This is a genomic window from Flavobacteriales bacterium, from assembly GCA_021739695.1.
Classification (GTDB): domain Bacteria; phylum Bacteroidota; class Bacteroidia; order UBA10329; family UBA10329; genus UBA10329.
In genome coordinates this window covers 203,810-228,438 of the sequence record JAIPBM010000003.1, presented here as the reverse complement: position 1 = coordinate 228,438, position 24,629 = coordinate 203,810, and the positions used below count along the sequence as shown (strand labels likewise).

At 45.0% G+C, this 24,629-nt stretch carries 23 protein-coding genes; 3 read left to right on the top strand and 20 right to left on the bottom strand.

The genetic code is table 11. The features are described 5' to 3' along the window. Window positions 1-301 precede the first annotated feature (301 nt). The 4 genes from K9J17_03255 to K9J17_03240 all read right to left on the bottom strand — a co-directional run bounded on the left by K9J17_03255 (window position 302) and on the right by K9J17_03240 (window position 4,613). Window positions 302-1,315, bottom strand: a complete 1,014-nt coding sequence (locus K9J17_03255; GenBank protein MCF8275729.1) for a hypothetical protein — start codon at window positions 1,313-1,315, stop codon at window positions 302-304. A 209-nt stretch (window positions 1,316-1,524) separates the two neighbouring features. Further along, window positions 1,525-2,388: a hypothetical protein gene (locus K9J17_03250; protein MCF8275728.1), complete on the bottom strand. Its 864-nt coding sequence runs from the start codon at window positions 2,386-2,388 to the stop codon at window positions 1,525-1,527. Window positions 2,389-2,510: 122 nt separating this feature from the next. Further along, window positions 2,511-3,173, bottom strand: coding sequence for a hypothetical protein (locus K9J17_03245; protein ID MCF8275727.1), 663 nt, complete (start codon window positions 3,171-3,173; stop codon window positions 2,511-2,513). A 1,137-nt stretch (window positions 3,174-4,310) separates the two neighbouring features. Continuing rightward, on the bottom strand, window positions 4,311-4,613 hold the full coding sequence (locus K9J17_03240) for a hypothetical protein (protein MCF8275726.1): 303 nt from the start codon (window positions 4,611-4,613) through the stop codon (window positions 4,311-4,313). A 227-nt stretch (window positions 4,614-4,840) separates the two neighbouring features. Here K9J17_03240 and K9J17_03235 point away from each other — a divergent pair, with 227 nt between their 5' ends. Further along, on the top strand, window positions 4,841-5,080 hold the full coding sequence (locus K9J17_03235) for a hypothetical protein (GenBank protein ID MCF8275725.1): 240 nt from the start codon (window positions 4,841-4,843) through the stop codon (window positions 5,078-5,080). Between the two features lie 341 nt (window positions 5,081-5,421). Beyond that, a complete protein-coding gene (locus tag K9J17_03230; protein ID MCF8275724.1) occupies window positions 5,422-6,147 on the top strand; it encodes a hypothetical protein in 726 nt (241 codons plus the stop codon). Between the two features lie 217 nt (window positions 6,148-6,364). Here K9J17_03230 and K9J17_03225 read toward each other — a convergent pair whose 3' ends face one another. From K9J17_03225 to K9J17_03165, 13 genes are all read right to left on the bottom strand, one after another. Further along, window positions 6,365-7,312, bottom strand: coding sequence for a PorP/SprF family type IX secretion system membrane protein (locus K9J17_03225; protein ID MCF8275723.1), 948 nt, complete (start codon window positions 7,310-7,312; stop codon window positions 6,365-6,367). Between the two features lie 283 nt (window positions 7,313-7,595). After that, window positions 7,596-8,882 (bottom strand): argininosuccinate lyase, encoded by a 1,287-nt coding sequence (gene argH, locus K9J17_03220; GenBank protein ID MCF8275722.1) that lies wholly within the window; start codon window positions 8,880-8,882, stop codon window positions 7,596-7,598. Between the two features lie 284 nt (window positions 8,883-9,166). Beyond that, window positions 9,167-10,228, bottom strand: a complete 1,062-nt coding sequence (locus K9J17_03215) for a M20 family metallo-hydrolase (GenBank protein ID MCF8275721.1) — start codon at window positions 10,226-10,228, stop codon at window positions 9,167-9,169. Then, entirely contained in the window at window positions 10,225-11,010 is a 786-nt protein-coding gene (gene argB, locus K9J17_03210) for an acetylglutamate kinase (protein ID MCF8275720.1), read from the bottom strand. Before argB ends, K9J17_03215 begins: the two co-directional genes overlap by 4 nt. Continuing rightward, window positions 11,003-11,950, bottom strand: a complete 948-nt coding sequence (locus tag K9J17_03205) for an N-acetylornithine carbamoyltransferase (GenBank protein MCF8275719.1) — start codon at window positions 11,948-11,950, stop codon at window positions 11,003-11,005. The genes argB and K9J17_03205 overlap by 8 nt, the downstream gene beginning before the upstream one ends. After that, on the bottom strand, window positions 11,947-13,077 hold the full coding sequence (locus K9J17_03200) for an aminotransferase class III-fold pyridoxal phosphate-dependent enzyme (protein ID MCF8275718.1): 1,131 nt from the start codon (window positions 13,075-13,077) through the stop codon (window positions 11,947-11,949). The genes K9J17_03205 and K9J17_03200 overlap by 4 nt, the downstream gene beginning before the upstream one ends. A gap of 9 nt (window positions 13,078-13,086) precedes the next feature. Next, the gene (argC, locus tag K9J17_03195; protein ID MCF8275717.1) at window positions 13,087-14,061 is read right to left on the bottom strand and encodes an N-acetyl-gamma-glutamyl-phosphate reductase; all 975 of its coding nucleotides are present in this window, start codon (window positions 14,059-14,061) and stop codon (window positions 13,087-13,089) included. After that, window positions 14,058-15,263 (bottom strand): argininosuccinate synthase, encoded by a 1,206-nt coding sequence (locus K9J17_03190; GenBank protein MCF8275716.1) that lies wholly within the window; start codon window positions 15,261-15,263, stop codon window positions 14,058-14,060. Before K9J17_03190 ends, argC begins: the two co-directional genes overlap by 4 nt. After that, window positions 15,250-15,930 (bottom strand): GNAT family N-acetyltransferase, encoded by a 681-nt coding sequence (locus K9J17_03185; GenBank protein MCF8275715.1) that lies wholly within the window; start codon window positions 15,928-15,930, stop codon window positions 15,250-15,252. Before K9J17_03185 ends, K9J17_03190 begins: the two co-directional genes overlap by 14 nt. Before the next feature lie 353 nt (window positions 15,931-16,283). Then, window positions 16,284-17,228 (bottom strand): sterol desaturase family protein, encoded by a 945-nt coding sequence (locus K9J17_03180; GenBank protein ID MCF8275714.1) that lies wholly within the window; start codon window positions 17,226-17,228, stop codon window positions 16,284-16,286. A 265-nt stretch (window positions 17,229-17,493) separates the two neighbouring features. Next, on the bottom strand, window positions 17,494-19,539 hold the full coding sequence (locus K9J17_03175) for a hypothetical protein (GenBank protein MCF8275713.1): 2,046 nt from the start codon (window positions 19,537-19,539) through the stop codon (window positions 17,494-17,496). Next, window positions 19,536-20,060, bottom strand: a complete 525-nt coding sequence (locus K9J17_03170) for a hypothetical protein (GenBank protein ID MCF8275712.1) — start codon at window positions 20,058-20,060, stop codon at window positions 19,536-19,538. Before K9J17_03170 ends, K9J17_03175 begins: the two co-directional genes overlap by 4 nt. Next, window positions 20,057-21,034 (bottom strand): cation diffusion facilitator family transporter, encoded by a 978-nt coding sequence (locus K9J17_03165; protein ID MCF8275711.1) that lies wholly within the window; start codon window positions 21,032-21,034, stop codon window positions 20,057-20,059. The genes K9J17_03170 and K9J17_03165 overlap by 4 nt, the downstream gene beginning before the upstream one ends. A gap of 89 nt (window positions 21,035-21,123) precedes the next feature. Between K9J17_03165 and K9J17_03160 the strand changes: the two genes are divergently transcribed. Next, the gene (locus tag K9J17_03160; GenBank protein MCF8275710.1) at window positions 21,124-21,951 is read left to right on the top strand and encodes a universal stress protein; all 828 of its coding nucleotides are present in this window, start codon (window positions 21,124-21,126) and stop codon (window positions 21,949-21,951) included. A 1-nt stretch (window position 21,952) separates the two neighbouring features. Here the strand turns inward: K9J17_03160 and K9J17_03155 are convergent, their stop codons facing one another. The 3 genes from K9J17_03155 to K9J17_03145 form a co-directional block, all read right to left on the bottom strand. Then, a complete protein-coding gene (locus K9J17_03155; GenBank protein MCF8275709.1) occupies window positions 21,953-23,338 on the bottom strand; it encodes a T9SS type A sorting domain-containing protein in 1,386 nt (461 codons plus the stop codon). A gap of 145 nt (window positions 23,339-23,483) precedes the next feature. Continuing rightward, entirely contained in the window at window positions 23,484-24,296 is an 813-nt protein-coding gene (locus K9J17_03150; GenBank protein ID MCF8275708.1) for an SDR family oxidoreductase, read from the bottom strand. Window positions 24,297-24,305: 9 nt separating this feature from the next. Beyond that, window positions 24,306-24,605 carry a hypothetical protein gene (locus K9J17_03145; protein MCF8275707.1) on the bottom strand — a complete coding sequence of 100 codons (300 nt, stop codon included), beginning with the start codon at window positions 24,603-24,605 and terminating at the stop codon, window positions 24,306-24,308. Window positions 24,606-24,629: the final 24 nt, after the last annotated feature.

Here is a 24,629-nt window from a genome sequence, read left to right as displayed (position 1 = left end):
TTAAAACGCTGCATTCCGTATTCAGAATTGAAATTGACCGCTAATGGTCATAGAATCCTACACCCTGAAAAGAAGAAAAATGATAGAAAATAAACTTTTAGTAAGTCTTGGTTTTTACCTCAGTTCTTTGTTGGGGTTAATTTTTCTTTGTCGACTATTCAAGCTTTAAACTCCACATTGTCTTCTGCTCTTATGTCTGACAGTAACTTTCTTTGTAGGTGACGAATGTTTGAAGACTAAGTTTTTGAATAGGTGTTGTCGTAAGTGATTACTTGGACATAGTGAGCGTGTATAACTTGCTTTAAGAAAGTTCCAATGTCCGTCTTATTGGTTCAGATTCCAGTTTCATCCAAAACCTCTCCTTTTCTCCATTTTTCCATTGAAACCCCTCGAGACTTCCTTGATAAAGATGATGAATTTCAACAAGTTCAAATCGCCTTTTGAAAAAGGTGATTTTCTGTTCACCAACATTAAAGGAAGCGATTTCTTGATACGACTTACCCCAGATACTCTTTCTCCAGACAGGCAGAAAAAATAAGTTGTCGGGCTTCTGAAAAGTGTCTCCAGACCAAGTTCCAGGTCCACCGCAATTATCTCCTAACACGAAATGTTTCCCATTTTCTATTTCAATGGTGCAAGTTCCTTGAAGCACTCCATTCGACATCTTATGAAGGTTTGAATAAACAGCTTTCCTATTTGACCAAAAGTCCTTGAGTTTGTGGTCTAGGCTTGAAAAGCTCCATGGATCAGGTCGAGGATACTCTGTAAAGGTTGTCCCTTCTTTTCTTAGAATATCTTGAACATCCCCGTCACTTGCTGGCAGTCCTGTATCACAGTCAATACCATCGTACAAATCATGTATAAAGAGAAAACACCTGTAAGAGCTGATTGAATTGATTTTGGCTCGTTTCCAGCAGTCTGCAAAGAATTCCTCCACTAAACGAGAAAAGAGGTTGTAATGCTCGAATGTGATTCCTGTTTCACGATGCTCAAGTATCCAGTCATCGTTTTCGAATACGTTGATTTCGTCAAGAATTCTGTCTAAGGTTTCATTGTCGTTTTCCTCACTAACGTCAATTGTAAATTGGTCAAGCCAGTGATACTGATCGACAATGGAAGGGTCTGGATAACCCGTAAATGAAAAATAATGCTGCGAGTCGTATTCAAAATTGATTACAACAAGGTTTTGATGATCGGATAGCATAGTTGGTGCTTTGTGTAGGATAAAGTCAACCAGTTTTTCTATCAACGCCAACTTCTTGGGCTCCAAGTACTTTTGCCGAACAGTCTGTTCAATCAGATGACCTAATTCCATAGATGAAATGTAGAAGATTTCTTGGTCAAGGTAATGGATGTTGGATTAGGTTCTAAAGCGAAATGAGACACTAAAAACTGAATTCTAAACATGAGGCCATCAGAGAGATTTCAAATATTTATTCAAAAAAAAGTCAATGCAGCAGAACCATTCATGCATCATGTAAAATACTTGCCAATGCTTTACGACAGTGAAAAATAGGGCTTCACTCATTTTCCCTTAATCAGTTTAACTCCTTTTTTGAAAAGAAAATAAGCTAGCGACAAAAACAAGCATCCAACTACAAATATTGCAGCATTATACCCATATTCGTATCCACCAAAGTCGTTTTCAGGCCCATTCATAAGGTTGAAAATGCTTCCAAATAAGGTCGTTTTTGATGTGAATAGTACGCTAATACAGAGTATTAGACCAACGAATAAAAGCAGCAAGCCCAATCCTATTTTCAATGCTCTAACCAAAAATCCTGTCTTGATGTTTGGTGTTTGTGTCGCCTGTTCTTTTTCATCAATACTTCCACCAGAGTTTGGTGCCGTTTGATTGCTTTGATTAGAAGGTTTGCTTGTCTCTTTTCTTCCAATGTACCTGTGTCTATCAATTGGATGATCCAATTCTATCGTGTTAATATCATCACCTGATACTCGAAGCATGAGTTGGGTAATTACCTCATCCACTTCAATTCCTGAATGCTCTATATCTAAGGCCTTACCTGCTTCGTGGCTTGTTTCGCCTTCAACAACAATTTTCCTTCGTAAAATGGCTCCATTCTCATGGTATTCAAAGTAAAATACCATTGAAGTTTCGCCATACATGAACTTTACAGTTTTCCCGTCATTTTCTGATAACGCCTTCATTGGAATTTCCATAACTGGAAAGTCTTCTCCGGCTATTATCATTGCCCCTTTGTTAGTCTGTATGAAGTAAATGTCATTAGCTGCTACACCGTTTGAAAGTGCCTCTTCAAATGTGCAGTCAGACAATTTTTTCGAAACCTCGATACTGATGATTTCGGCAATTTCCGAAAGACCAGCTCCTTTGTGGCTGGTTGCTACTCCTTGAATGTTTAGTCCCATATTCGGTTAAGTTTAGACATCACTTCACTTTCAATTTAGAGCCGCACTTTCAGACGGCTTCAACAATTAACCCGAACCCTGCGTAACTGATGAGACCCTATTTGACATAGCTGGTGTTGTGGTTAGTTTTTTATTTTCTTTTCGTAAAAACTTGTAAAGTTCTCTATTAATTCGTCTAGGTTTTCTCTATCAAATTCTCCAAATCCTAATGTCATTACGTGTCCGTTAATACATTTCGAGAAAACTGAATTGAAATTTTCAATATAGGTATGAGCTTGTCCTTGAAGTTCTAATTCTGACTTTATCATTTCCGACCAATGTGGTTCGTCATTGTTTTTATAAATCAAATAAGGAAGCACAAAGGGAACATATTTAGAATATTGTTCATTTATTTCAGGGTCAAGGTCATTATTTGGCCAAACCCTATAATTGTCTTTTAAATTCAGAGCCTCTGCGTTGACAACGGTTGCAGTTTTGTTTTCCGCTATTTCTCCGATGAACTTTCCATTATCTGGAGTATAAACACTAAACCAAGCTAAATCCCAAGCTGTTACTCCTTTAGGATTAACCAAATTATATGGATGAAAAATTGAATCAATTCCTATAAACCCTTTCTTTCCGACCGTATTTTTAAAAATAGTCACAACTGCATTTAAATCGCTTATAGTTTGATAAGGATTTCCACTTATAAAACCATAGATGTAATGATGTTCCCAATTTGATGGAATATCAAATGGTTTTTTTTCAATCTGTTCTGAATTTTTCTTTTTGAATGGATTAAACATTCTTTTTGATTCTGATTTATGTCAACGTTTCTAAGCCCATGAAAATAGAGCCTTAGTTCCTTCGATTTTCGGCTGAAATCGAAGTGCTCAATGTCCGTTTGTTTCAGCTTAGGGACTACCAAACTTTCAATTTACAGTCGCGTTTTCAGACGGCACAAAAATTAACCACAACGGTTTCCGCTAAAGATAATGCGTTAGAAACTGCCGTCCTGTCGCCATGCACAGACAGCGCAGAACGAAGCTGAGACTGACTGACGTACGGTCGCACGCATTAGGTTTAGTGGTTGTTGTAGCACGTTTTTTAATAATTCTTCACGGTCGTAATTTTCTTCGCTTGACGTTTCGGTATTTGTCTTGGATAACGCTTCTTCTTCGTAGGATTTAGTCTAATCCAACTACAGCAATTTCTACCAGTCCAGACTACTTTGTACTTGTATTTCTTACCTTTTCCATCTGCATACCAAAATTTGTCCCTTAGTGTCAATATACCATTGACTAATCGAACCTCTGCATAATACGAGCTGTCAAAATTTACCCCGTATTCTCCGTGTTCCCAGTAATTCAAGGATGTGAAATTTACCCATCCGATTTTGTACTTGTCAGTAGGTGGAGCAACATCAACGCAGGTCATTCCATGTTGAAGATTGTCGATGGTAAATGGTGTAAATCTTATGGTGTCTTGATTTTTCCAATTTCGCGGAAAGTCCAAGTCGATAGAGGCCATAAACTGTTCGTTTTTATTCGGAACATGAACTTCTCTGTCAACTGGCAGTACTGAGTCGCAATCAATTTCGAACTTGACTGTCACTTGTCCAAATGAAAAGAATGTAAAAGCACAAAACGTAAAGGTTAAAATGAGGTGTCTCAAGGTGCTTTTCAAAATGTGCTACAACTATTGGCTATGATAAATTCCACTACTGCAATTTATCATATCCGCCTTTGCCCAAGCACGATTTCTTTTCATAGCCCTCCAACTAGGGGTGCTATAGGTAATTCTTACTGTAGGCTCCGTTCTTTTTATATCCCCAATACTACAAACTCCTCCCATCATTTCCAACACACTAACAACTACTTTATCCTTGTTGGATTAACCGCTCTCTCCTCAAACCTCAAACCTCTCTCCTCACAGTTCAGCGTTCAACTTCCAGGGCCATTCTGGTTCCAGGGCAGCAGATCGCCATAGGTCTCAAAGAGGTCCACATCGCCCACCATGCCTTTGTTGCGCAGCTCATAGGCCAACGAAAAGCGCTCTATTTCGCGGCAGTCGAAGAGCTTGGTCTTTGTACGGATGGCTCTGAGGTGTGCGTAAACGGTATTTACGCTGCAACCTAGGTAATCGGCTATCTGTTCGCACTTGGTGCAATAGCAATTGAGGATGAGGATGCGGGTTTCGGTGGGGGTGAATTCGATATCACCGATGAGGAAATTCTGAGTTTTCATGTTCCATGTCCTTGGTTGAACAATACAATGTGATGCTTCAGCAGTTCGAAGTTATGCATTCTGCTTAAAATAGATACTACTATCTGTTAAGTACTAAATGTTTAGTAGTTAAGAAGTGCTAATAGATTGATAGTAATGAAGTTGTGGTATTTTACAGCTGAAATTCTTTGCAGAGCTTTGTTTCAGTTCTTTGACACTAACAGCTCTCTTTCCACCTGATGGAAGTGATGGCGAAGAATAAAGATCATCCGACAGCTACAGTTGTACGTTCTACGGTTGGCACCAATGGTTCGAGCGTTATGGCAGAAGGTACGACAGCCACAGCAGAAGGTACTACCGTTACAGTAGAAGGTACTACCGTTTTTGCAGAAGGTACGACTGCCAAAGCAGCATGTACTACGGTGCTAAACGGACATTCGAACGCTGCTGCAGAAGGTTCTACTGCAAGCCTTGCCTCCTTATTCTGAAGCCATGGGGTCAACTTAGACCATGCTATTACTTCTGGCAACGGGCATAAAGAGGGAGCTACCACATATATCCATTCACAATAAAAGAAAATTGAATCCCCTAAAGTTTACCAGTTAAATGTTTCACAGAGAAAGACTGAGAATGGGAGATGCACAGAGCGCTTTTTCTTAGAAGGGAATTCAAGCTGTTCTGCAAGTTCAACCAGACCAAGGTTTGCTTCTGTAAGCACACGGCAAGCGGAACATCTCTGTGTTTCTCTGAGGCTCTAATAAGCTCTGTGCAAATCTCAAGTGGCAAACTTTGGGGGAATCAGGAAAAACAATCATTAAAAACAACGATCATGTCAAAATCAAAAGATTACATACCCGGACCACTCGAAAATTTCAACACCTTTCAGTTCAACCTGAATGCAGCCATACAGGCAAATATTGCCCCGTGGAATATTCCGGCAACAGAGGCGGCCACCCTGCTTACGTGGAGCGACAATTTTGTGGCCATTTACGATAGCGTAAAGACCAAAGGAAACCGGACCACCGTGCAGGTTGTCAATTACAAGGCCTATCGCAAGGATTACGTTAGGTTTTTGCGTGGTTTTGTGCAGAGCTATGTGGTAAACAATCCGGCCATTCCACTAGGAACGCGTGTAGGAATGGGACTTAATCCTCGGGCGGCAAGCACACGGGGCACACGTCCGGAAATTGAAACTTCGCCAATTCCAGAATTGCTGCCCTTGGGTAGAGGACTGGTGCGTATGGTGTTCAAATTGAGTGCTTCTGATAAACGTTCGGCCTGTCATCCAGACAGCAATGGGGTGGAAGTGTTCTTTCGACTGGTGAATCCTATAGTTCCGATGAAGGAGCTGAAGGTGGCAGGAGAGGAATTGAGCGCCAAGGACCTGGTAGATGCCGGGTTTGAGAACATGATAAGCACACGGGCACAGCTGCGTAAGCAGTTTCCAACTAATAAACTGGGACATACGCTCGAGATCTATGCCCGTTGGATCAATACTACGGATGCGGATAAAAGCGGCCCGTTCTCGGCCACCATTTCGATGATCTTGAGTTGATCTTGAGGTTGGACGTATGAGGAGTTAGGTATTAGGAGTTAGCGATTAGCACTTTTTCAATTCCTCTGTTCTTCCGTTCTTCTGTTATTCTGTTCTTCAGTTCTTCCGTTCTTCTATTCTTGTGTTCTTTGGATGGTTGACATTGAACGGAGTAATCTCAAGCTTCCTGAATACTAAAAGCTAACAGCTAATATCTAACAGCTAATATCTAACAGCTCTAAAAACCGATCAATTCAGTTCCTTTCCTGTGCGCTGCCTTGTTGATGCAGTTGAAAACGTAGGCCAAGGTGGCTTCGTGGCTTCCGCCCGTGCTGTTTGCGAGTCCTGAGACGGTATAATCGTAGCTGTAGCCCACGCGGAAACCGTGTCCTTGGTATCCGAGCATGAAAAGCACGGCATCCGGGTTATTGAAACTGCTTCTGAACCCAGCACCAATGCGCGCGCCATAGAGGTAAACGGTCAGGGTAGATTGCAACTGACTGAAATCCTGTTGGTCCATGAAGATGAATGCTGGCGAGATCTTGTAATGATCGTTGATGACGCCAACATACGATATGTGAGCCGTGTATTTGATGGGGAGTTTAGAGATGCCATTAAGGCCTTCGTTGGGTTGTGTAAGGTGATGGAACGCTGCCCCATAGGTGAAATTGGAATGGAAGATGAGTAATCCTGCACTCATATCGAATACATCCGAACTGCTTTCGCCATCTATTGGTTGAGTTAAATAGTTAATATGACCATAACGCGGATCGATCATATCACCGAAGGTCAGTTGGCTGAAGTCGACATATTTGTGCTGCCAGCCCAATTGCAGCGCAGGACTAATGACCAATCTATTCTTGAAAAGACGAATGGCCGGTGCGTAGACGAAGGAAAGGGAATGGGTCTGGATGGTCTCTCCAGCAAGGTCAAATTGATAGTTGACAGCCACGCCATGCGTTTTTCCGATCATGCGGTCGTACCATGCATTTGCGGTTTGGTAATTGCCACTGATGGCTGGCCACTGATTACGGTAAGCCGTGCTTATTCTCGAACAACCATCAAAACCAGCAAAGGCAGGATTGAGGTAGACGGGACTACTGAAATACTGCGTGAATGCCGGGTCTTGCGCCTTTGAAGACAGTCCGAAACATACCAAGAATAGAAGCCAGCTGATTTTCCCCATGACCTAACAAGCAACAAGGTAGGAAAAAGTATATTGATTCCCCTAAAGTTTACCAGTTATACGTTTCACAGAGAAAGAATGAGAATGGGAGATGCACAGAGAGCTTTTTCTTCGAAGGGAATTCAAGCTGCTCCGTAAGTTCACCCAGACCAAGGTTTGCTTCTGTAAGCACACGGCAAGTCGGAACATCTCTGTGTATCTCTGAGACTCTACTAAGCTCTGTGCAAATCTCAAGTGGCAAACTTTGGGGGAATCAGAAAAAGTAGTTAGGCTTTTAGAAAGCTCAACGCGTCATCGCCTTTTCCATCTTGCTACGGATCTCTCCCAAACACAGATTCCCGATGCTGCCTTCGTGCGTATGATGCACCTGCTTCTTGGGTGTGTAACGTCCTTCCATGATGTCGATACCAAGCTGACGATACGCATCGCGGAAGCTCATGCCACCCAATACAAGCGCGTTTACTTCCTCCACGCTGTACATGTGGTCGTAAATGGCGTTGTCCAGCAGATCAGGATTGACCTGAATGTGCTGCAGCATGAAATCGCATACTTCCAGATTGTCCTTGAGGGTATCGATGCCAGACATCAACCCTTCTTTCAGTAATTGGAAATCACGGTGATAGCCGCTTGTCAGGTTATTGGTAATGAGGATGATCTCGGTAGGCAAGGCCTGCAAACGGTTGCTTTTGGCACGTAGCAGCTCAAACACATCGGGGTTCTGCTTGTGCGGCATGATGCTCGAACCTGTGGTCAATTCCTTCGGGAAACTCACAAATCCGAAGTTCTGACTCATGTAGAGGCAGATATCCGCAGAAAGCTTGGCAAGCGTACCAGATACAGAAGCCATGGCCATGGCAACGGTGCGTTCCAGTTTACCGCGACTCATTTGTGCGGCAACCACGTTGTATTTCATGGTGCCGAATCCCAAGAGTTCGGTGGTCATGGTTCGGTTAATTGGAAACGAAGAACCATAACCAGCAGCCGAACCCAATGGATTCTGATCGGCAATGCGTGCTGCTGCCTGTAGCATGTGCACATCATCGATCAAGGCTTCGGCATAGGCACTGAACCACAGTCCGAAGGAAGATGGCATGGCAACTTGCATGTGCGTGTAGCCCGGCATCAGAATAGATTGATGCTGTTCTGCCAGTTTCATCAAGGTATCGAACAACTGTTGCGTCAATGCGAGCATCACTTCAATCTCTTCCTTGGCATAGAGATGCAGATCGACCAACACTTGGTCGTTGCGCGAACGGGCCGTATGGATCTTCTTTCCAGCTTCGCCTATCAAGCGCACCAATTCGAATTCAATCTTGCTGTGTACGTCCTCAAACGTATCTTCAATGGTAAAGGAGCCATCAGTAATGCTCTGCTCGATGGTGTTCAATCCGTCCAAAATGGATTTCAACTCTTCGCTTGTCAGGATACCGATGGAAGCGAGCATTTGGGCATGGGCCTTATTTCCAGCCACATCATGCTTGGCCAGTTTCAGGTCGAGCACGCGGTCGTTGCCCACCGTAAACCGGTCCACCACATTATCTACCGTATATCCTTTATCCCACAATTTCATCGTTTCTCTTTTTTATCAATTGATAGTCTGCAATCCTGTCACACTGGCTGTAGATGCAGAGCAATCGTGTTTAATTTTTACACAACTTAAACATATTTTCTGCCATAGATGCACTGATTGGCACAGATGAAACACTGATTCATATTACTCTGTGAAAAATCCGTGAAAATCTGTGCATCTGTGGCTATTTCATGTGAATTCAATACCTCGATAGGCCTGAAGCGCACAGGGTGAAGCTATTTGAGATTTTGGTGATAAGATAACGGACTGTCATTTTTATCAATTCATAAAAGCTTCTCCAGTAACTGGATGTGGAGGCTGATTCCTTCTTCAATCTCGCTCAGCAGCACAAACTCATCTGCCTGATGCGAACGCGTGGATTCTCCCGGACCCATTTTCACCGTAGGAAAAGCCATCAATGCCTGGTCGGAAAGGGTAGGAGAACCGTAGGTTTTTCTACCGAGCGCCAAGCCGGCTTTCACCAGCGGATGATCGTTGGCAATGGAGGAGGAGTTGAGTCGGAAGGAGCGCGCTTTCAATTCGCTTTTGGTCAAGCTGTTCAATATCTCAAACACCTCTTGATTGGTGTAATGCTCATTGACGCGCACATCCACCACAAACTTGCAGGCGGCAGGCACCACATTATGCTGTTGTCCAGCCTCTATTTGCGTCACCGTTGCCTTTACTTTTCCTGAGCTTTCGGAAACCTTAGGGAACGCGAAGTGGCGTATCAGGTTGATGTCATCCAAGGCATTATAGAGGGCATTGTCGGCATTTTCGTGCGCTGCGTGGCCTGCTGTGCCAGAAGCAGTGCCATCGATCACCATCAGGCCCTTTTCAGCTACGGCCATGTTCATGGAAGTAGGTTCGCCCACCACGCCACATGCAATGGGTGGTAACAGTGGAAGCAAAGAACTGATGCCATTGGCACCTGAGTTTTCTTCTTCGGCTGATGCGGCAATGAGCAGGTTGTATTTCAGTTCCTTTCGTTCGTAAAAATGAAGGAAGGTGGCAAGCAACGAAACCAAACATCCGCCTGCATCATTACTTCCCAAACCGTAGAGTGTGCCCGCTTCTTCCTGTGCAAGAAACGGGTCGCGGGTGTAGGCCTTATTCGGTTTCACGGTATCGTGGTGCGAATTGAGCAGGATGGTCGGTTTTGCCACATCGAAATGCGCATTCAGCGCCCAAACATTGTTTCCCAAACGCTCGGTTTCAACGCCATGGTCTTTCAACCAGTCTTGAATAAGATCAGCGGTTCCGTTTTCCTCTCCCGAAAAGGAAGGCGTGGCAATAAGCTGCTTCAGAAGCTGAATGGCTTCGCCATGAAGTGTCAGTTCGCTCATGCTTGCTTCGGGATGATGGTGGTGTGCGGCAAGCTTCTGTCTTCAATGAAACTGCTGTTTCCAATAATGACCCGCGAAACGCCTTTGGCCAAAGCCGCAAAACAATTATCCAATTTGGGAAGCATGCCCGAATGGATGGCCTTGTCACTTTTCAATTGGAGATACTGCGCTTCATCCAAAATAGGAATGACCGAATCTTCGTCTTCTGGATTTAATAGAACGCCTTGTTTTTCAAAGCAATAGATCAATTCACTTGTATAATAGCTACTCATAGATGCAGCCAGCTCTGAAGCAATGGTATCGGCATTGGTATTCAGCAATTGACCTGTTTCATCGTGCGTGATGGCACAGAAAACAGGGGTGATCCCGGCATCAAGTAAAACCTTGATAAAGGAAGTATTGACGGCTTTCACATCTCCCACCAATCCGAAGTTTATCGGATTCACAGGACGTTTTACGGAGGCGATGGCGTTCCCATCAGCACCAGAAAGCCCGACTGCATTGCAGGCAAAGGCTTGCAATTGAGCGGTAATGTTCTTGTTGATCAATCCGGCATAGACCATGGTCACAATCTCCAGATCTTGCTTGGAAGTGATCCTGCGGCCATCCACCATTTGTGGCTCAATGCCCATGCTTCGGCTTAGTTCTGAAGCCAGTTTTCCGCCACCATGCACCAGGATTTTCGGGCCTTTTATGGAAGCCACGCTGTACAGCACCGTTTCCAGTTCTGAAGCATTGTCGATGACATTGCCACCGATCTTTATAACCTGCAGCTTATCCATTTTGCAGCATGCGAAGAAGCACCGCCTGTGCGGCATAGGTTCGATTGTTGGCCTGTTCCAACACCAACGAAGCTGATGAATCGATCACGTCATCGCTCACCACCACGTTTCTACGAACGGGCAAACAGTGCATGAATTTGCCTTTCTCGGTAAGCGCCATCTTTTGGGGTGTGATCATCCAATCGTCCCAACCTTCGCCAATTCGGCCATAATCTGTGTAAGACGACCAGTTTTTGGCATACACGAAATCGGCATTTTTCAAGGCCTCATCCTGATCGTGGTACACCGTGATTCCTTTCGTGAATTCGGGAGCAAGATCAAATCCTTCTGGGTTGGCGATGCAGAAATCCACATCTGCTTCACGCATCCATTCGGCAAAGGAATTGGGAACGGCTTGCGGCAAGGAGCGCGGGTGTGGCGCCCAACTCAACACCACTTTGGGCCGTGCTTTGGTCTTTTGTTCCTCGATGGTAATGAGGTCGGCCAAGGACTGCAAAGGATGGCGAATGGCGCTTTCCAATGAAACGATGGGAACAGTGGCGTGCTGAATGAACTTTTGGATCACGCGGTCGCTGTAATCTTGTTCCTTGTCTTTGAGCGAAGGAAAAGTGCGCAGCCCGATGATGTCGCAGTACTGCGAAATGACGCCTGCTGCTTCCTTGATGTGTTCCTGAGTGCCAGCATCCATGCGCGTGCCATCTTCCAATTCAATGGACCAACCATCGTTGTTCAGGTTCATCACCATGACGTGCATGCCCAAATTCATGGCCGCTTTCTGTGTGCTCAAACGCGTACGAAGACTTGGATTGAAGAAGACCAAACCCAAGGTGCGGTTCTGTCCGAAGTGTTTGTGTTCGTATGGTTGGTGCTTGAGTTTACGCGCCAGCGCCACCAGGCCATTCAGGTCGTCCACGTCATTTACACCGATGAATTGTTTCATTGCAGAATGGTTTTAAGCGCGCTGATGAAAGGAGCGACCTCGTTCCACGTGATGGAAAGCGGAGGGAGGATGCGTATCTGACTTGGGTCTGATGAAGCGCCTGTGAAAATATGGTGTTCGTAAAGCAGCTTGTCGCGAATGGGTTTTGCAGATCCTTCGAAACTGATGCCAAGCATCAATCCGCGGCCTTTAATGGTCGTGATCTGCGGGATTTCCATCAGTGCATCTTTCAGCTGTTGTCCCACAGTTTGAGCATTGGCCATCAGTTCTTCCGCTTTCATTACCTCCAACACGGCAAGCGCTGCAGCACAGGCCAAGTGGTTGCCACCGAAAGTGGTTCCCAACATGCCATGTTTGGCTTCAAATTCAGGACTAATGAGCACACCTCCCACGGGAAAACCGTTGCCCATTCCTTTGGCGATGGTGATCAGATCAGGACGGATTCCAGCGGCTTGATGTGCAAAGAAAGTTCCTGTTCGACCATAACCGCTTTGGATCTCATCCAGGATCAGCATGGTGCCGTATTGCTTGCAAAGCGAAGCTAATTGTTTCAAAAACTCCACCGTTGGACTGTTCAAACCTCCAACGCCTTGAATGCCTTCAATAATGACGGCACAGACATCCTTTGTTTTCAAAGCATCTTCAACGCTTTGGATATCGTTCAGTGCTATGAATTGCACAGGGAAATTGGCATCGTTGACAGGGGCGGAAAGTTTGCTGTTGTCGGTCACGTTCACTGCCGCAGCTGTTCTTCCGTGAAAGCTGTCTTTGAAGGCAATCACCTTGCGTCTTCCTGTTCGGAAAGAAGCGAGTTTGATGGCGTTCTCGTTGGCCTCGGCACCGCTATTGATCAGGAATAGGTCGTAATCCGCGTAGCCGCTCATTTCGCCAAGCTGCGTTGCCAACTGTTGCTGAATAGGCACATGCACCGAATTGGAATAGAAGCCAATGCGCTGCAATTGTTCGGTCAAAGCCCTCACATACTGCGGATGGCTGTGCCCGATAGAAATGACCGCGTGACCTCCATAAAGATCGAGGTAACGCGTATTGTCTTCCGTAAACACGTACACGCCTTCCGCCCGAACGGGTGTGATATCGAATAAAGGATAAACGTCAAACAGGTTCATGGCGACTGTCTAAAAATAGCTGGCTTTGAAGTTCAGTCCGGTGCTTTCGTCCAGTCCGAACATGAGGTTCATGTTCTGAATGGCCTGTCCGGCAGCACCTTTCAATAGATTATCGATGATGGAAGTGACGAGCACTTTACCATTCAAGTGTTGCACCTGCAAAAGGCCGAAGTTCGTGTTCACCACTTGCTTGAGGTGAATAGGAGTGGAGCTTACTTTCGTGAAACGGGCATCGCGATAATGATCTCGATACAGCGCTAGCAGTTCCTGCTTCGAAAGCTCGCAAGCGGTGTACATGCTGGCAAAAATGCCACGGGTAAAATCGCCACGTACGGGAAGAAAGTTGATGGATTCGTTGAAATCAGCCTGTAGGCCGTTCACCGTTTCTCCGATCTCGCCCAAATGCTGATGATCAAAAGCCTTGTAGATGGAAATGTTGTTGTTGCGCCAGCTGAAATGCGTGGTGTCTGATAGCGATTGCCCAGCGCCTGTGCTTCCAGTAATGGCATGCACATGCACGTCATCGCGCAGCAAACCATTGGCAGCCAACGGTAGCAACGCCAACTGAATGGCCGTGGCAAAACAACCCGGATTGGCCACGTAGTTCGCTTGTGTAATTTGTTCTCGGTTCAATTCCACCAAGCCGTAAACGAAGTTCATTCCCCTGAAATGCGCATCGGCTTTCAATCGGAAATCGTTGCTCATATCGATGATCTTCGTCTCCGCACTGAATTGATGCTGCTCCAAAAAGGCCTTCGATTTTCCGTGTCCCAAACAGAGGAATACCAAATCAACCTTAGGATTGAGTTTATCTGTAAATCGAAGATCTGAGGCAAAGAGGTCTTGATGCACACTACCGATGGCCTCGTTGGGCTGCGATTGACTGTAAACGAAATCAACGTTCACGGAAGGATGCTGGGCCAGACAACGCAGCAGTTCGCCTGCCACATAGCCGGCACCGCCCACTATGCCCACGTTTATCATGATTCTTGCTTGTTTTTGAGCGCCACATGACGATGAATTAGCATCGGATTGGCCAACATTCTGGTAAATCCCTTCACATCATCGCCTGACCAACGGTTGTTCATTTCTCCATATTCGCCAAAACCTGATTTCATCAGGTCGAATGGTGATTCGATGCCCTGCACTACGAAACGGTAGGGAAGCAATTCCACAAACACTTTACCGCTAACGGTCGATTGCGTGTCTTCCAAGAAGGTTTCGATGTTGCGCATCACAGGTTCGAAATACTGCGCTTCGTGAATGAACATGCCGTACCAATCACCCAATTGTTGTTTCCAGTGGGCTTGCCACTTGGAAAGCGTGTGTTTTTCCAAGGTATGATGTGCCTTGATGATGATGGATGCGGCTGCAGCTTCAAAACCCACGCGGCCTTTGATGCCGATGATGGTATCGCCCACGTGAATGTCGCGGCCAATGGCATAGGCAGAAGCCAGTTTCTCCAAGGACTGAATGGCTTTTACTGGAGTCATCATCTCATCGTTCAATCCTACCAGTTCGCCTTTCTCAAAATGCAGCGTGACGGTGGATGGAGTCGATTCCTTCAGCGGGCTTGGAAAAGCCGAATCGGGCAGCGATTGGTGTGAGGTAAGCGTTTCCGCACCTCCAACGCTTGTTCCCCAAAGGCCTTTGTTGATGGAATACTGCGCTTTCTTCCATTCGAGGTCGAGGCCATGCTTGGCCAAGTATTCAATCTCTTGCATGCGCGACAGTCGTTGGTCGCGAACAGGCGTGATGATCTCAATTTCAGGGACGAGCAATTGGAATACAAGGTCGAAACGAACCTGGTCGTTGCCGGCACCTGTACTTCCGTGTGCAATTCGGGTAGCTCCGATCTTCTTGGCATATTCTGCCAAGGCAATGGCCTGATAGATGCGCTCGGCACTTACCGAAAGGGGATAGGTGTTGTTTTTCAGCACATTTCCGTAGATCAAAAAGCGGATAATGTTCTGGTAGTAAGCATCCGTTTCTTCTAATGTGGTATGGGAAACAACTCCCAGATTGCTTGCCTTTTGGGCAATCGCTTCCAATTCCTCTGAAGAGAAACCGCCTGTGTTCACAATGGCAGAATGCACTTCAAGACCTAGGTCGATGGCCAAGTATTTGGCGCAGTATGAAGTGTCGAGCCCTCCACTGAAGGCCAAAAGCACTTTATTGTTTTTCATCTGGAATAGATTTCAGGGCTGGTTTTAGAAAAGGGAAAATATCGAGTTTTCGTTGAATGCGTTGGCCGCGTTGTTTCATAAATCCTTTGAAGCTATCCCATGCTTTTTGGTCGGCTTTAAGGTCAGATTTTGCAGGAACCTTGCTTAGGTCGCACATCATGCCTGTACAAAGACACATGGTCCGATTGGTACGTTGAAGCACATCGTGGTTCACGCAGCTTTGGCAGCCTTTCCAAAAGGCATCATCCTGTGTGAGTTCAGAGAAAGTGACAGGTTTGTAACCAAGATCGGAGTTGATCTTCATTACAGGAAGACTGGTGGTGATGCCGAAAAGCAGTGAGTTCGGATACTTCTCTTTCGATAGATCGAACACTGCTTTTTTGATGGCACGTGCCAATCCTGTCTTTCGGTATTCAGGATGCACGATAAGACCTGAGTTGGCCACGTATTTCTTGCCTTCCCAGGTTTCGATGTAGCAGAAACCGACCACAAGGTCACCATCAAAGGCAATCACTGCTTTGCCTTCGTCCATCTTCGTTTCGATATACGATGGTTCGCGTTTGGCAATGCCTGTGCCTCGGAGTTTGGCTGCGTCTTCCATCATCTGACAGATGATGGTTGAATATGATCTGTGACCACTGGTGGCCACCAATACGGTAAACTGCATGAATACTAAAAGCTAATTACTTTCTACTGATTGAATATGAGATTAGACCTGCGGCCATAAAAGAGGCCATCAAAGCAAGTCGACTCAGACCCTCAGTCGCCTCAGAATGCAGGGACGGGCTTCAGGAAAGTAAGATGCTGCGTATTTAACAACTAGAGAATTTGACTCGTTGACACACAAAGCCTGACCATCGGTAAACCAAATTGGTTTTACGGAATATGTCTTGTTGCTTGCTGTCATCACCTTTACTAATTCTTCTCCGCTAAACGGGAATGTATGTTGAATTCGGCCATAAAATTAGCGAATAATTGAATTATTGAACTCAAATAGTGATGAAGCTTGAATTCAATTTTTCAGGCAGCCTTTTTTTGAAGTTCAGCCAATTCGCGTTGCATCATCTTGGTGGTTTTTCCGGTACCATCTTCGGTCCATCCGGGAGGGCCGAAAATGTACATGAAACGACCTTTCCAAGTCTTGGCTTTCATTACATCTTGCCAAATATGGACGTATTCGTGCGAAAGCACTTCTACTGGATTGTGTGATTTTGGTGGATGCAACACACCGTATTTGATGGTCTTGCTATCGTCCTTATCCTTGAAAGTGCCGAACATTTTATCGAAGATGATCAGGTAACCGCCATGGTTCTTGTCCAAGTATTCAATATCGGATGAATGATGTACTTCGTGGTGCTTGTGAAGGTTGAATATCTTTTCCAAGAAACCCAAACGCGGCATCCATTGCACATGTAATTGGTATTGCCAAAATGCTTCAATGCTGAGGCAGGTCATCAACATGATAGGGTGGAAGCCAAGGGCACATATCCACATATAGAAGAAAGGTTTGTAGAAGAGCGTGACCCAACCGTTTCTCACCGCAGTTCCCAAGTTGAAATGGTCGGATGAATGATGCACAATATGGGCAGCCCACAAAAAGCGCACTTCATGATTGGCACGATGAACCATATAGTAGCTGAAATCATCCAGCACTTGGCAAATGAGCCAGATATACCATGTGCCCAAACCAAATGCAGCCCAACCGCCCATGATGTTGTGTCGCACGCCATCTTCTCCTTCTGGATTGAATAGAATGTAAACAACGGCAAACACGATCAAAGAGAATGCTTTGGCCGCGCCAGCCAAGAAAGCAGCGCCAACACCCATGGTGCCACTGGTGGCCAGATCCTTCCACTGGTACAGTTCGGGGTTGTATTTGAGACTGAAGATGATCTCCACCACAATAAGTGCAATAAATACAGGCCCTCCGTAGATCATCAGTTCGGTGACCTCGTATTCGGTCATTACACGCTGAGCTTCAAGAGAGAGATTATCAAAAAATGACATACACAGTAATTAAGTATGAGTTTGGTCCCATTCAAACAGAAAGGCCGCCAAGATATAAAATAGTCTTAGGCGGCCTTTGCAGGGTTTTAAGAAAGCGTTAATGCTTATTCGGTTATTGTCAATTTGTGTAACTAGGTTAATATAAATAGATTGATTTGGAGTTCCATTATTTCGAATTCAAAGTGAGTCTTCTCTGTCCTACTTCAAGGACTAAACCGAAAAATCATAACCCAATTATCCTTCCCACTTTCCAAATGCTCATGAAATTGTAGCCCCATCGATTTCTGCGTGCCTGCTCTTCTTCTCGTTTCCAGAAGTGAAGCGTGTGCGGAGCATACAGATAGCCATGTGGGTACGAAGTATGACTGAAACGTTCACTGTACAGGTATTCAGCGTTGTATTTATAGTTCAACTCCAGTTTGTGTACCAGACCAACTCCTTGTAATCGAATCTCTCTGCCTTTTTCCAACCAATGTTCCTTGTCTTCTTTTCGCTTTTCGCGATGAGCCAGGATGGCGTTTACCGTTGTAGCTCGGTGTTTGGCGCGCAAGGAAGTGATTACCAGAGCCGAGAAATACTCTGAAATAGGCGAGGGGCGGAGCGTATCAATCAGCGCAGCCAGTTGCGTGTTCAATGCTTCCGACCTGGAATAGTACTCTTGAAGTTGAGTTAACCCTACGCTTTTTACCTTATCTCTTGTCTCTTCATCACTTTTCCTCGCCAGCCATTTAAATGTGTAATCCGGACGTGGTTGAAACTGCTTTCTGAAGAGTGAGAACTCATCCGTTACTGTTTGTGCGCACATAAAACGCAACAGATTCTTGTTTAAAAGATACTCTTGTTGCAATTCAAGATGCTGGTTCAGGTTGGCGTTTACTTCAGGTGAATAACCCAAGGCGGAAACCCATTCCATTGGCTCTGGAATGTGTTCTTCGCCATTGAAGGAACTCTTCCAGCTCCAACGGGCAATGCTCCAATCAACCGCCCAATACCCCAGTTCCCAACCGCTGCTGAAGGTGAGGTGATTAGGAATCCCTTCCTTTTCGCACAGCAGAATATCGCTCAATCGTCCACTGAGATAGGGCAGAAGCAGCATCGGAACCGAATTATCGTAGGTTACCCAATAGGCACTTTCAGGGTAAAACCAGACTTCGCGCACCTTGCTTTCGAGCAGCATATCCTTGTGGATGTGGTGGAAATTCTTGTTCTCATAGACCGGTGCCACGCTATCTTCCAAGCTGTACATCATCACGGTGTGGATCCCAACTCCACGGAAAAGGTCAATGCTATCGTTAGCGTTGAACACATCAGCCTGCTCGCCAACCATGTTTTCTTCGCTAACCACATGTTTGCGGCCCATAATGTTACTATGGTACTTGTTACGGGCGGTTTCAATCAGCGTTTTCTTCAGTCGACTTTTGAGTTTTTCCTTGCCGCCTACGAACTCTGCGGTGGCAAACTCTACATTCAGAAAATCCCATTTGGCGTAGTAGAGATCGTCTAAACTGCGAAGCAATTGTTCCTCTTTGCTTCGCCAACTTTTCGGCCAGTTTTTGTAAAGTTGAAAGGTTCGTTGCTGTATCATGTGCAGCGAAACATCCACACCGATCATCAAGCCGCGTTCGTGCGAATAATCTACCATTCGCTTGGCATGTGGCTGCCACTTTTCCATATCAACAGTTCGGAGCAGGCACCATTCCCAATAGTTCTGTCGGTTGCGTACCAGCCAATCGATGTACTCTTTCACCTCTGGCCAAGCATTCGGAAAATCAGGATTATGTAACTGCTCGGTCAGCTCCAACGGATGTTGTGTGTGCAGATGAAAACCTTTTTTTGTAAATCGGGGTGAAGAGCTATATTTCAACTCTTTAGGCCATTTTACTTCATCTGGTAAGATTGTATTCTTAGGATGAATGAAACGAAAGCCAAGCACTTCATCAAGCAACCCATAAATGCCGAATGTCAATCCTTGAACAGACCTTGCTTTCAGTTCGTAATTGGGATAGGTGCCTGACCATTCATAACTGTGATCGGGGTAATGGACATAATGGATTCCTTCTCTCGTTACAGTTTCTCCAACTGCTGTTACGTCTTCATTTTTAATTACCAATTGAATGGAAATGTCCTTTGCTTTTGTCAATGAATCGAGGTCTAGTATGGCCGCTTTAACCATGGGTTCTTCGCCAGTCAGACCATTGAATGAGAAGTTTATCTGTGCGCTTGCAACTTCGAAAATCAGCAATAATACCACACTCAAAATCAATCTCATTGCTCGTGTTTTTTCAAGATGCTCAATTGCTTTTTCGCTTTGGCAACTAAAGTAGGACGTTCGTTCTCAATAATTTCCTCTAGATACAATTTGAATTCAGGAATGAGTTCTGGATTTCGCTTGCAAATGAATTCCAACAGGCGCATGCTTGCATTCTTTACAGCTGGTTTTGCGTATGATTTGCCTAATTCTTCGAAAGCATACGTAGCGGCCAATCCGTCATGTTCCGATGGGAAATTACAATGACTCAAATACCAGATGGTCATCCAGCGATACCATTCGTGAGGCGGTTCTTGCATTTTCCCTATCAACATCTCAATCTTCGGAATAAGCAATGATGGTTTTTTCTTGAATGTTTGTCCGAGAATGAATCCACTACGGTGAGCGATGTGGCCTTCTTCAGCGTAAAATGAATTGAAAACTTCTTGAAATACAGCCTCATTAGTGGCAATGAAACTTGAAATGCGCTGCGACTTGTCTGAATCCCAGCGTTCATAAAGCAATTCTCGCCAATTTTTCATTTGTGCTTACTGTTTCTAAGTACAGTATCCAGCTCCCAAGTGATGCGCTCTTCAAATTGGGATTGCCTGACGATGCAGTCATTTTTTGTACAAATGCGGCACGAAGTAGGAATGCATGGGTCGGCATGAATGAACATCTCTACTGATTCTGGATAATTCTCGCGCACTAGTTGTTCGATACGATCTATCTCCAAATGAGCTTCTTCAACCGTGAAAAAATAGGGTAACGTTAAGTGGCAATCGATGTGAATGCCTTTTCCGAATTTCTGAGCACGGAAGTTGTGCATGTCTATCCAGTTTTCGTTTCTTTTAGTGTCGATTTCACTGATCAATCCTTCCAAAAGCTCAAAATCGGCTTCATCCATGATTCCAGCAACCGATTTTCGGATCTCTTTCAAGCCGATGAAAGAAATGTAAAAGCCGAAAATGAGAGCAATGACACTATCAACCCAGTTCAGTCCAGTTAGCATCACTATTCCTAGACCAACAATTAATCCGATAGAGGTATAACCATCACTCTTCAGATGCCTACCACTTGCCACCATTGTGGGCGAATGGTTCGTTTTGCCGTACGACTCAGTGTACCATCCCAAAACGTAATTGATGAGCCCGGCACCGGAAACTAAATAAAGTCCAAGGTCCAATTCCACCAGATTATGCTCTTGAAATAGATCATGCGCAGATTTGGCTACAATGCTGAATCCAGCCAAGAGAATAAGTGTGCCTTCTATTCCTGAAGAGATGAACTCGATTTTGCCATGTCCGTATGGATGGTCTCGGTCTTTCGGTTTAGCAGCGAGAATCAGGCTATAAAGAGCAAAGCTGCCCGCCACCACGTTGATAATGCTTTCCAAGGCATCGGAAAGGATGGCATTTGAACCTGTTGCGTGGAACGCATAGAACTTGATGAGCAGAATTACAACACCCATCGATACCGCAAACCACTGAAAACGGATGTATTTTTTATTCTGCATTTCTTGGATTCGAAGATATGGTATTAGAGATTTGTGCCAACCTGACGATTGTTAGTTCAGTTGCCTAACTTTCAGAACACTTTTGCACCATGAAGAATATCCTTGTCCCGTTCGATTTCTCTCACAACTCAAGAAACGCACTTGAATATGCCGCACACTTTGCGAAGAAGATGAATGCGAAACTGCATATCTTCCATGCTTACGACCGCAGCGAGGTTTTGGAAGGCGTGAAAGTGGCCACGGCCATTTCGGCCATGAAAGACACCAAAAAGAAGATGACGAAGCAGTTCGGCCTTTCTTCTGATGATGTTATAACGCAAGTTCTGCAAGGTGAATTCATTGAAGAGATATTAGGTTGTTTGGAAAAATTGACCATTGACATGGTCGTGATCGGAACCAGGGGTTCTTCGGGTCTTCGAGAATTGCTTGTTGGAAGTAATACAGTGAATCTGATGAAGGAAGTGCGGGGAATTCCGATGCTGGTGGTGCCAGAAAAGGCAGATTACATCCCGCTTCGAAGCATACTTCTTTGTTCTGATCTGCATGAAATTGCAGATGATGATGCACTTGATATTGTGAAGGAGATAGCTATGAAATTTGAAGCCGATGTCCGTTTGGCTCACGTGGAATTAGGAACAGGACTTCCTACCTACGAGAAAGTGCTGGAGAAAAGGCGTGAAATGCACATTTTTGAGCCAGAAGTAGACTGCACCTACAAGCGCATCGTGGCAAAGGACATCCTTACCGGTATGAAGTTTTACATGGATAAGAAGTCGGACAATGACATGGTGGCCATGGTTTACCGTGAACACACCTTCATTCAGACAATTTTCGGAATGAACCACACGCACGAAATGGCTTATCACACCAACGTTCCTTTGCTAGTCCTTCCAGAAGGGAAAAATAAGTTAGGGTGATTTAGCGCTGAATTACAAGTCGCTCAGTAATTACTTTGTTCTCAGATTCGGCAACGATAGAGTAAATTCCAGCATTCCATTTGCTTACATCTATCACGTTCCGCTCGTTTGCCTGAGCAGAGAAAACCAAATTTCCAAGCATATCGAATGCTTTGATGTATGATTTTTCGTTTAGTTTCAATTGGACGAGATCACTGCTAGGATTAGGATAAAGTTCTAGCTTTTGAAGCTTTTGTTCAACTTCGTTGATGGACGTTGCTGGATTAGGAATTACTCCATTGAAGCGAGCAATTCCTTTAGACGTTCCAGCGCTACCAAAATCGGCAAAGTTTCCGCAAGAATAAACGGAACCATCACAAACGCCTAAAAAATCAACTTTCGAGCTACCCCAACCATCTGCGTACATGCCAGTTGACATGAAATCATTGGCATCTTCATCATTCCAAATAGCAACGCCAGTAGAAATAACATCTTCTTCATACGCTCCAAAATCTCCACCGCAATACAGGTGTCCATCATAAGAGAGAAGCGAAATGATGGAACCACCAATGTTTGCATCAAAGGAATAGGCTGCCCAGTCTGTACCATCAAATGAAGCTAATTGAGGCGCGCTTGACATAGATGGTAAGTTCAGGTCGAGTAGAAGTCCACCAACGAAAAGCTTGTTGTCATGCACTTCAAGGTCGTTGACCCAACCCGCAATTGTGCCACTGATTTCTCCTGACATAGGAAATGATACAGATTCCCAATCTGTTCCATTGAATTTTGCCAATCGATTGGCACCTCCAGTGCCTACATCTGCAAAACGACCACCCAAGTACAATTCATCGTCATAAACTTCAATTGCTTCAAGGCGCTGGTTGTCATTGAAAGCGCCAATAGAAGAACCTACCTGCGACCAAACGATTCCGTTGAATTTCATCACCTTGTGAGGTAAGCTCCAGTCATTGCTTACCACGTATAGTTCGTTGTTCCAAACAAGCATATCGTCAGCAATTCCAACTTCACTTACATTACTCACAGCAACCCAATTACCATTCACCAGTTTGCAAACACTTGGAAGGGTAACATTTCCTGCTAGGTTTGAGTTGATGTTTCCACCTATGTAAAGCTCATTATTCAAAATTGCCATACAGCGCACATCACCGTTTATTCCATCTCCAAGCTGCGCCCAATTGGAACCGTTCCAGATACCAACGTTACCGATGGCAACGTTTTCCAGTTCGCTGAAATATCCACCCATTACCAGATTTCCATCAAACTCAATTAGCGCTCTGCCGTTTTGACCGGAGGTTATACCGTCCGTTCCAACGTTCATCCAATCTTGAGCGAAACTTGGAATGATGATTACGGATAAAAGAAGAGTGAAAAGCAGCTTTGTTTTCATGTCAACAGATTTGAATTGATCAGTTGCGTAAAACTATTGCAGTGGACTCCTCCTGAAATACGTAGATTTTCGTAAACGTTAGATTGACTGATGGGAATTCGTGGAATGATATTCCAAGAAGTGTCAATCATTTGTTGTGATTGAATTACCGCTTGAACTCCAGCATGGTTTTGCGTGCCATCTTTTTTAGCAAGGCAGGAAAATAGCGATAAGCGAAAATTGCCTTCTTGGCATCGGCACCAACAATCACATCTTCTTTTGATCTGAGAATGCCATCAACGATGATCTGTGCGGCCTCTTCTGGCGGCATCACCAATAGTTGCTCAAAAGCTTTGGTGTAGCGTGGCTCAGTTTCGGCTTTCAAAGCCTTGGCCGTAATGCCCGTTTTTACTCCTCCGGGATAGACCCCGATAACTTTGACGTTCGTGTCTTGCAGCTCCATGCGAAGCGAATCCGTGAGGCCTCGTACGGCATATTTGGTAGAACAGTAGGGCGTTTTAAGCGCCATTGGCACCATACCGAAGAGGCTTGATACATTGACCAAGGCCGTTTCTTCCTGCTGTTTTCTGAGTAATGGGAGGAATGCTTTTGTGGTGTAGACAACACCCATGTAGTTGATGGAAAAGATCCATTCAAAATCAGCTATGTCCAGTTCTTCAAATGTGAGGCCCGTAATGGCTACACCGGCATTGTTGATCACCACATCCACCCGGCCGAAATGGCTTTGCACATCTTGGGCAAACTGGAACACGGCCTCTTTATCTGAAATATCGAAAGCGCGTGTATACAGACGGTCTTCTTTCAGGTTCAGCAGATTCGCTGTCTCCTTGAGGTTGGAAGCTGTTCTACTGTTGAGTGCGAGTTTGGCGCCTTGTCTGGCAAGAAGTTGCGCCAACGCTCTACCAATGCCGTTGCCAGCCCCGGTTATCACAATCACTTTATCCTTAAGGCTCTGCATGATGTCTATCTATAATGCGTGTTTGAACGGAAAGCAAGTTGCCGTCATGATCTTTTTCATCACCGCAGGGTCTGATTGCATGAAGAGTTCTGCCATGGTATCGTTCTCTGCTTCAAATACAACCAATCCGAAGTTGCTTTTGTTGGTAACAGGCAGATCGGTCTTGCCCACGTACTTCACGGTTCCGCGCTTTTTCTGGCGCTCCAACCTACCAAAGTGATCCTCAATGATCTTGTTCTCTTTTTCTCCCCAGCTCGATTGGTCGTGGTACTTGGGCAGCAGGTTCAGGATGTAGATGTAGTCTCTCACGTTAACGGATTAAGAATGAAAAAT

Excerpts from the sequence above, each read along its gene's own strand:
- K9J17_03185 (MCF8275715.1), bottom strand. The coding sequence starts at position 15,930 with ATGCAGTTTACCGTATTGGTGGCCACCAGTGGTCACAGATCATATTCA.
- K9J17_03250 (MCF8275728.1), bottom strand. The coding sequence starts at position 2,388 with ATGGGACTAAACATTCAAGGAGTAGCAACCAGCCACAAAGGAGCTGGT.
- K9J17_03150 (MCF8275708.1), bottom strand. The coding sequence starts at position 24,296 with ATGCAGAGCCTTAAGGATAAAGTGATTGTGATAACCGGGGCTGGCAAC.
- K9J17_03160 (MCF8275710.1), top strand. The coding sequence starts at position 21,124 with ATGAAGAATATCCTTGTCCCGTTCGATTTCTCTCACAACTCAAGAAAC.
- K9J17_03180 (MCF8275714.1), bottom strand. The coding sequence starts at position 17,228 with ATGACCGAATACGAGGTCACCGAACTGATGATCTACGGAGGGCCTGTA.
- K9J17_03240 (MCF8275726.1), bottom strand. The coding sequence starts at position 4,613 with ATGAAAACTCAGAATTTCCTCATCGGTGATATCGAATTCACCCCCACC.
- K9J17_03255 (MCF8275729.1), bottom strand. The coding sequence starts at position 1,315 with ATGGAATTAGGTCATCTGATTGAACAGACTGTTCGGCAAAAGTACTTG.
- K9J17_03165 (MCF8275711.1), bottom strand. The coding sequence starts at position 21,034 with ATGCAGAATAAAAAATACATCCGTTTTCAGTGGTTTGCGGTATCGATG.
- argH (MCF8275722.1), bottom strand. The coding sequence starts at position 8,882 with ATGAAATTGTGGGATAAAGGATATACGGTAGATAATGTGGTGGACCGG.
- K9J17_03230 (MCF8275724.1), top strand. The coding sequence starts at position 5,422 with ATGTCAAAATCAAAAGATTACATACCCGGACCACTCGAAAATTTCAAC.
- K9J17_03155 (MCF8275709.1), bottom strand. The coding sequence starts at position 23,338 with ATGAAAACAAAGCTGCTTTTCACTCTTCTTTTATCCGTAATCATCATT.
- K9J17_03175 (MCF8275713.1), bottom strand. The coding sequence starts at position 19,539 with ATGAGATTGATTTTGAGTGTGGTATTATTGCTGATTTTCGAAGTTGCA.
- K9J17_03190 (MCF8275716.1), bottom strand. The coding sequence starts at position 15,263 with ATGAAAAACAATAAAGTGCTTTTGGCCTTCAGTGGAGGGCTCGACACT.
- K9J17_03205 (MCF8275719.1), bottom strand. The coding sequence starts at position 11,950 with ATGAAACAATTCATCGGTGTAAATGACGTGGACGACCTGAATGGCCTG.
- K9J17_03215 (MCF8275721.1), bottom strand. The coding sequence starts at position 10,228 with ATGAGCGAACTGACACTTCATGGCGAAGCCATTCAGCTTCTGAAGCAG.
- K9J17_03225 (MCF8275723.1), bottom strand. The coding sequence starts at position 7,312 with ATGGGGAAAATCAGCTGGCTTCTATTCTTGGTATGTTTCGGACTGTCT.
- K9J17_03170 (MCF8275712.1), bottom strand. The coding sequence starts at position 20,060 with ATGAAAAATTGGCGAGAATTGCTTTATGAACGCTGGGATTCAGACAAG.
- argB (MCF8275720.1), bottom strand. The coding sequence starts at position 11,010 with ATGGATAAGCTGCAGGTTATAAAGATCGGTGGCAATGTCATCGACAAT.
- K9J17_03200 (MCF8275718.1), bottom strand. The coding sequence starts at position 13,077 with ATGAACCTGTTTGACGTTTATCCTTTATTCGATATCACACCCGTTCGG.
- K9J17_03245 (MCF8275727.1), bottom strand. The coding sequence starts at position 3,173 with ATGTTTAATCCATTCAAAAAGAAAAATTCAGAACAGATTGAAAAAAAA.
- K9J17_03235 (MCF8275725.1), top strand. The coding sequence starts at position 4,841 with ATGGCGAAGAATAAAGATCATCCGACAGCTACAGTTGTACGTTCTACG.
- argC (MCF8275717.1), bottom strand. The coding sequence starts at position 14,061 with ATGATAAACGTGGGCATAGTGGGCGGTGCCGGCTATGTGGCAGGCGAA.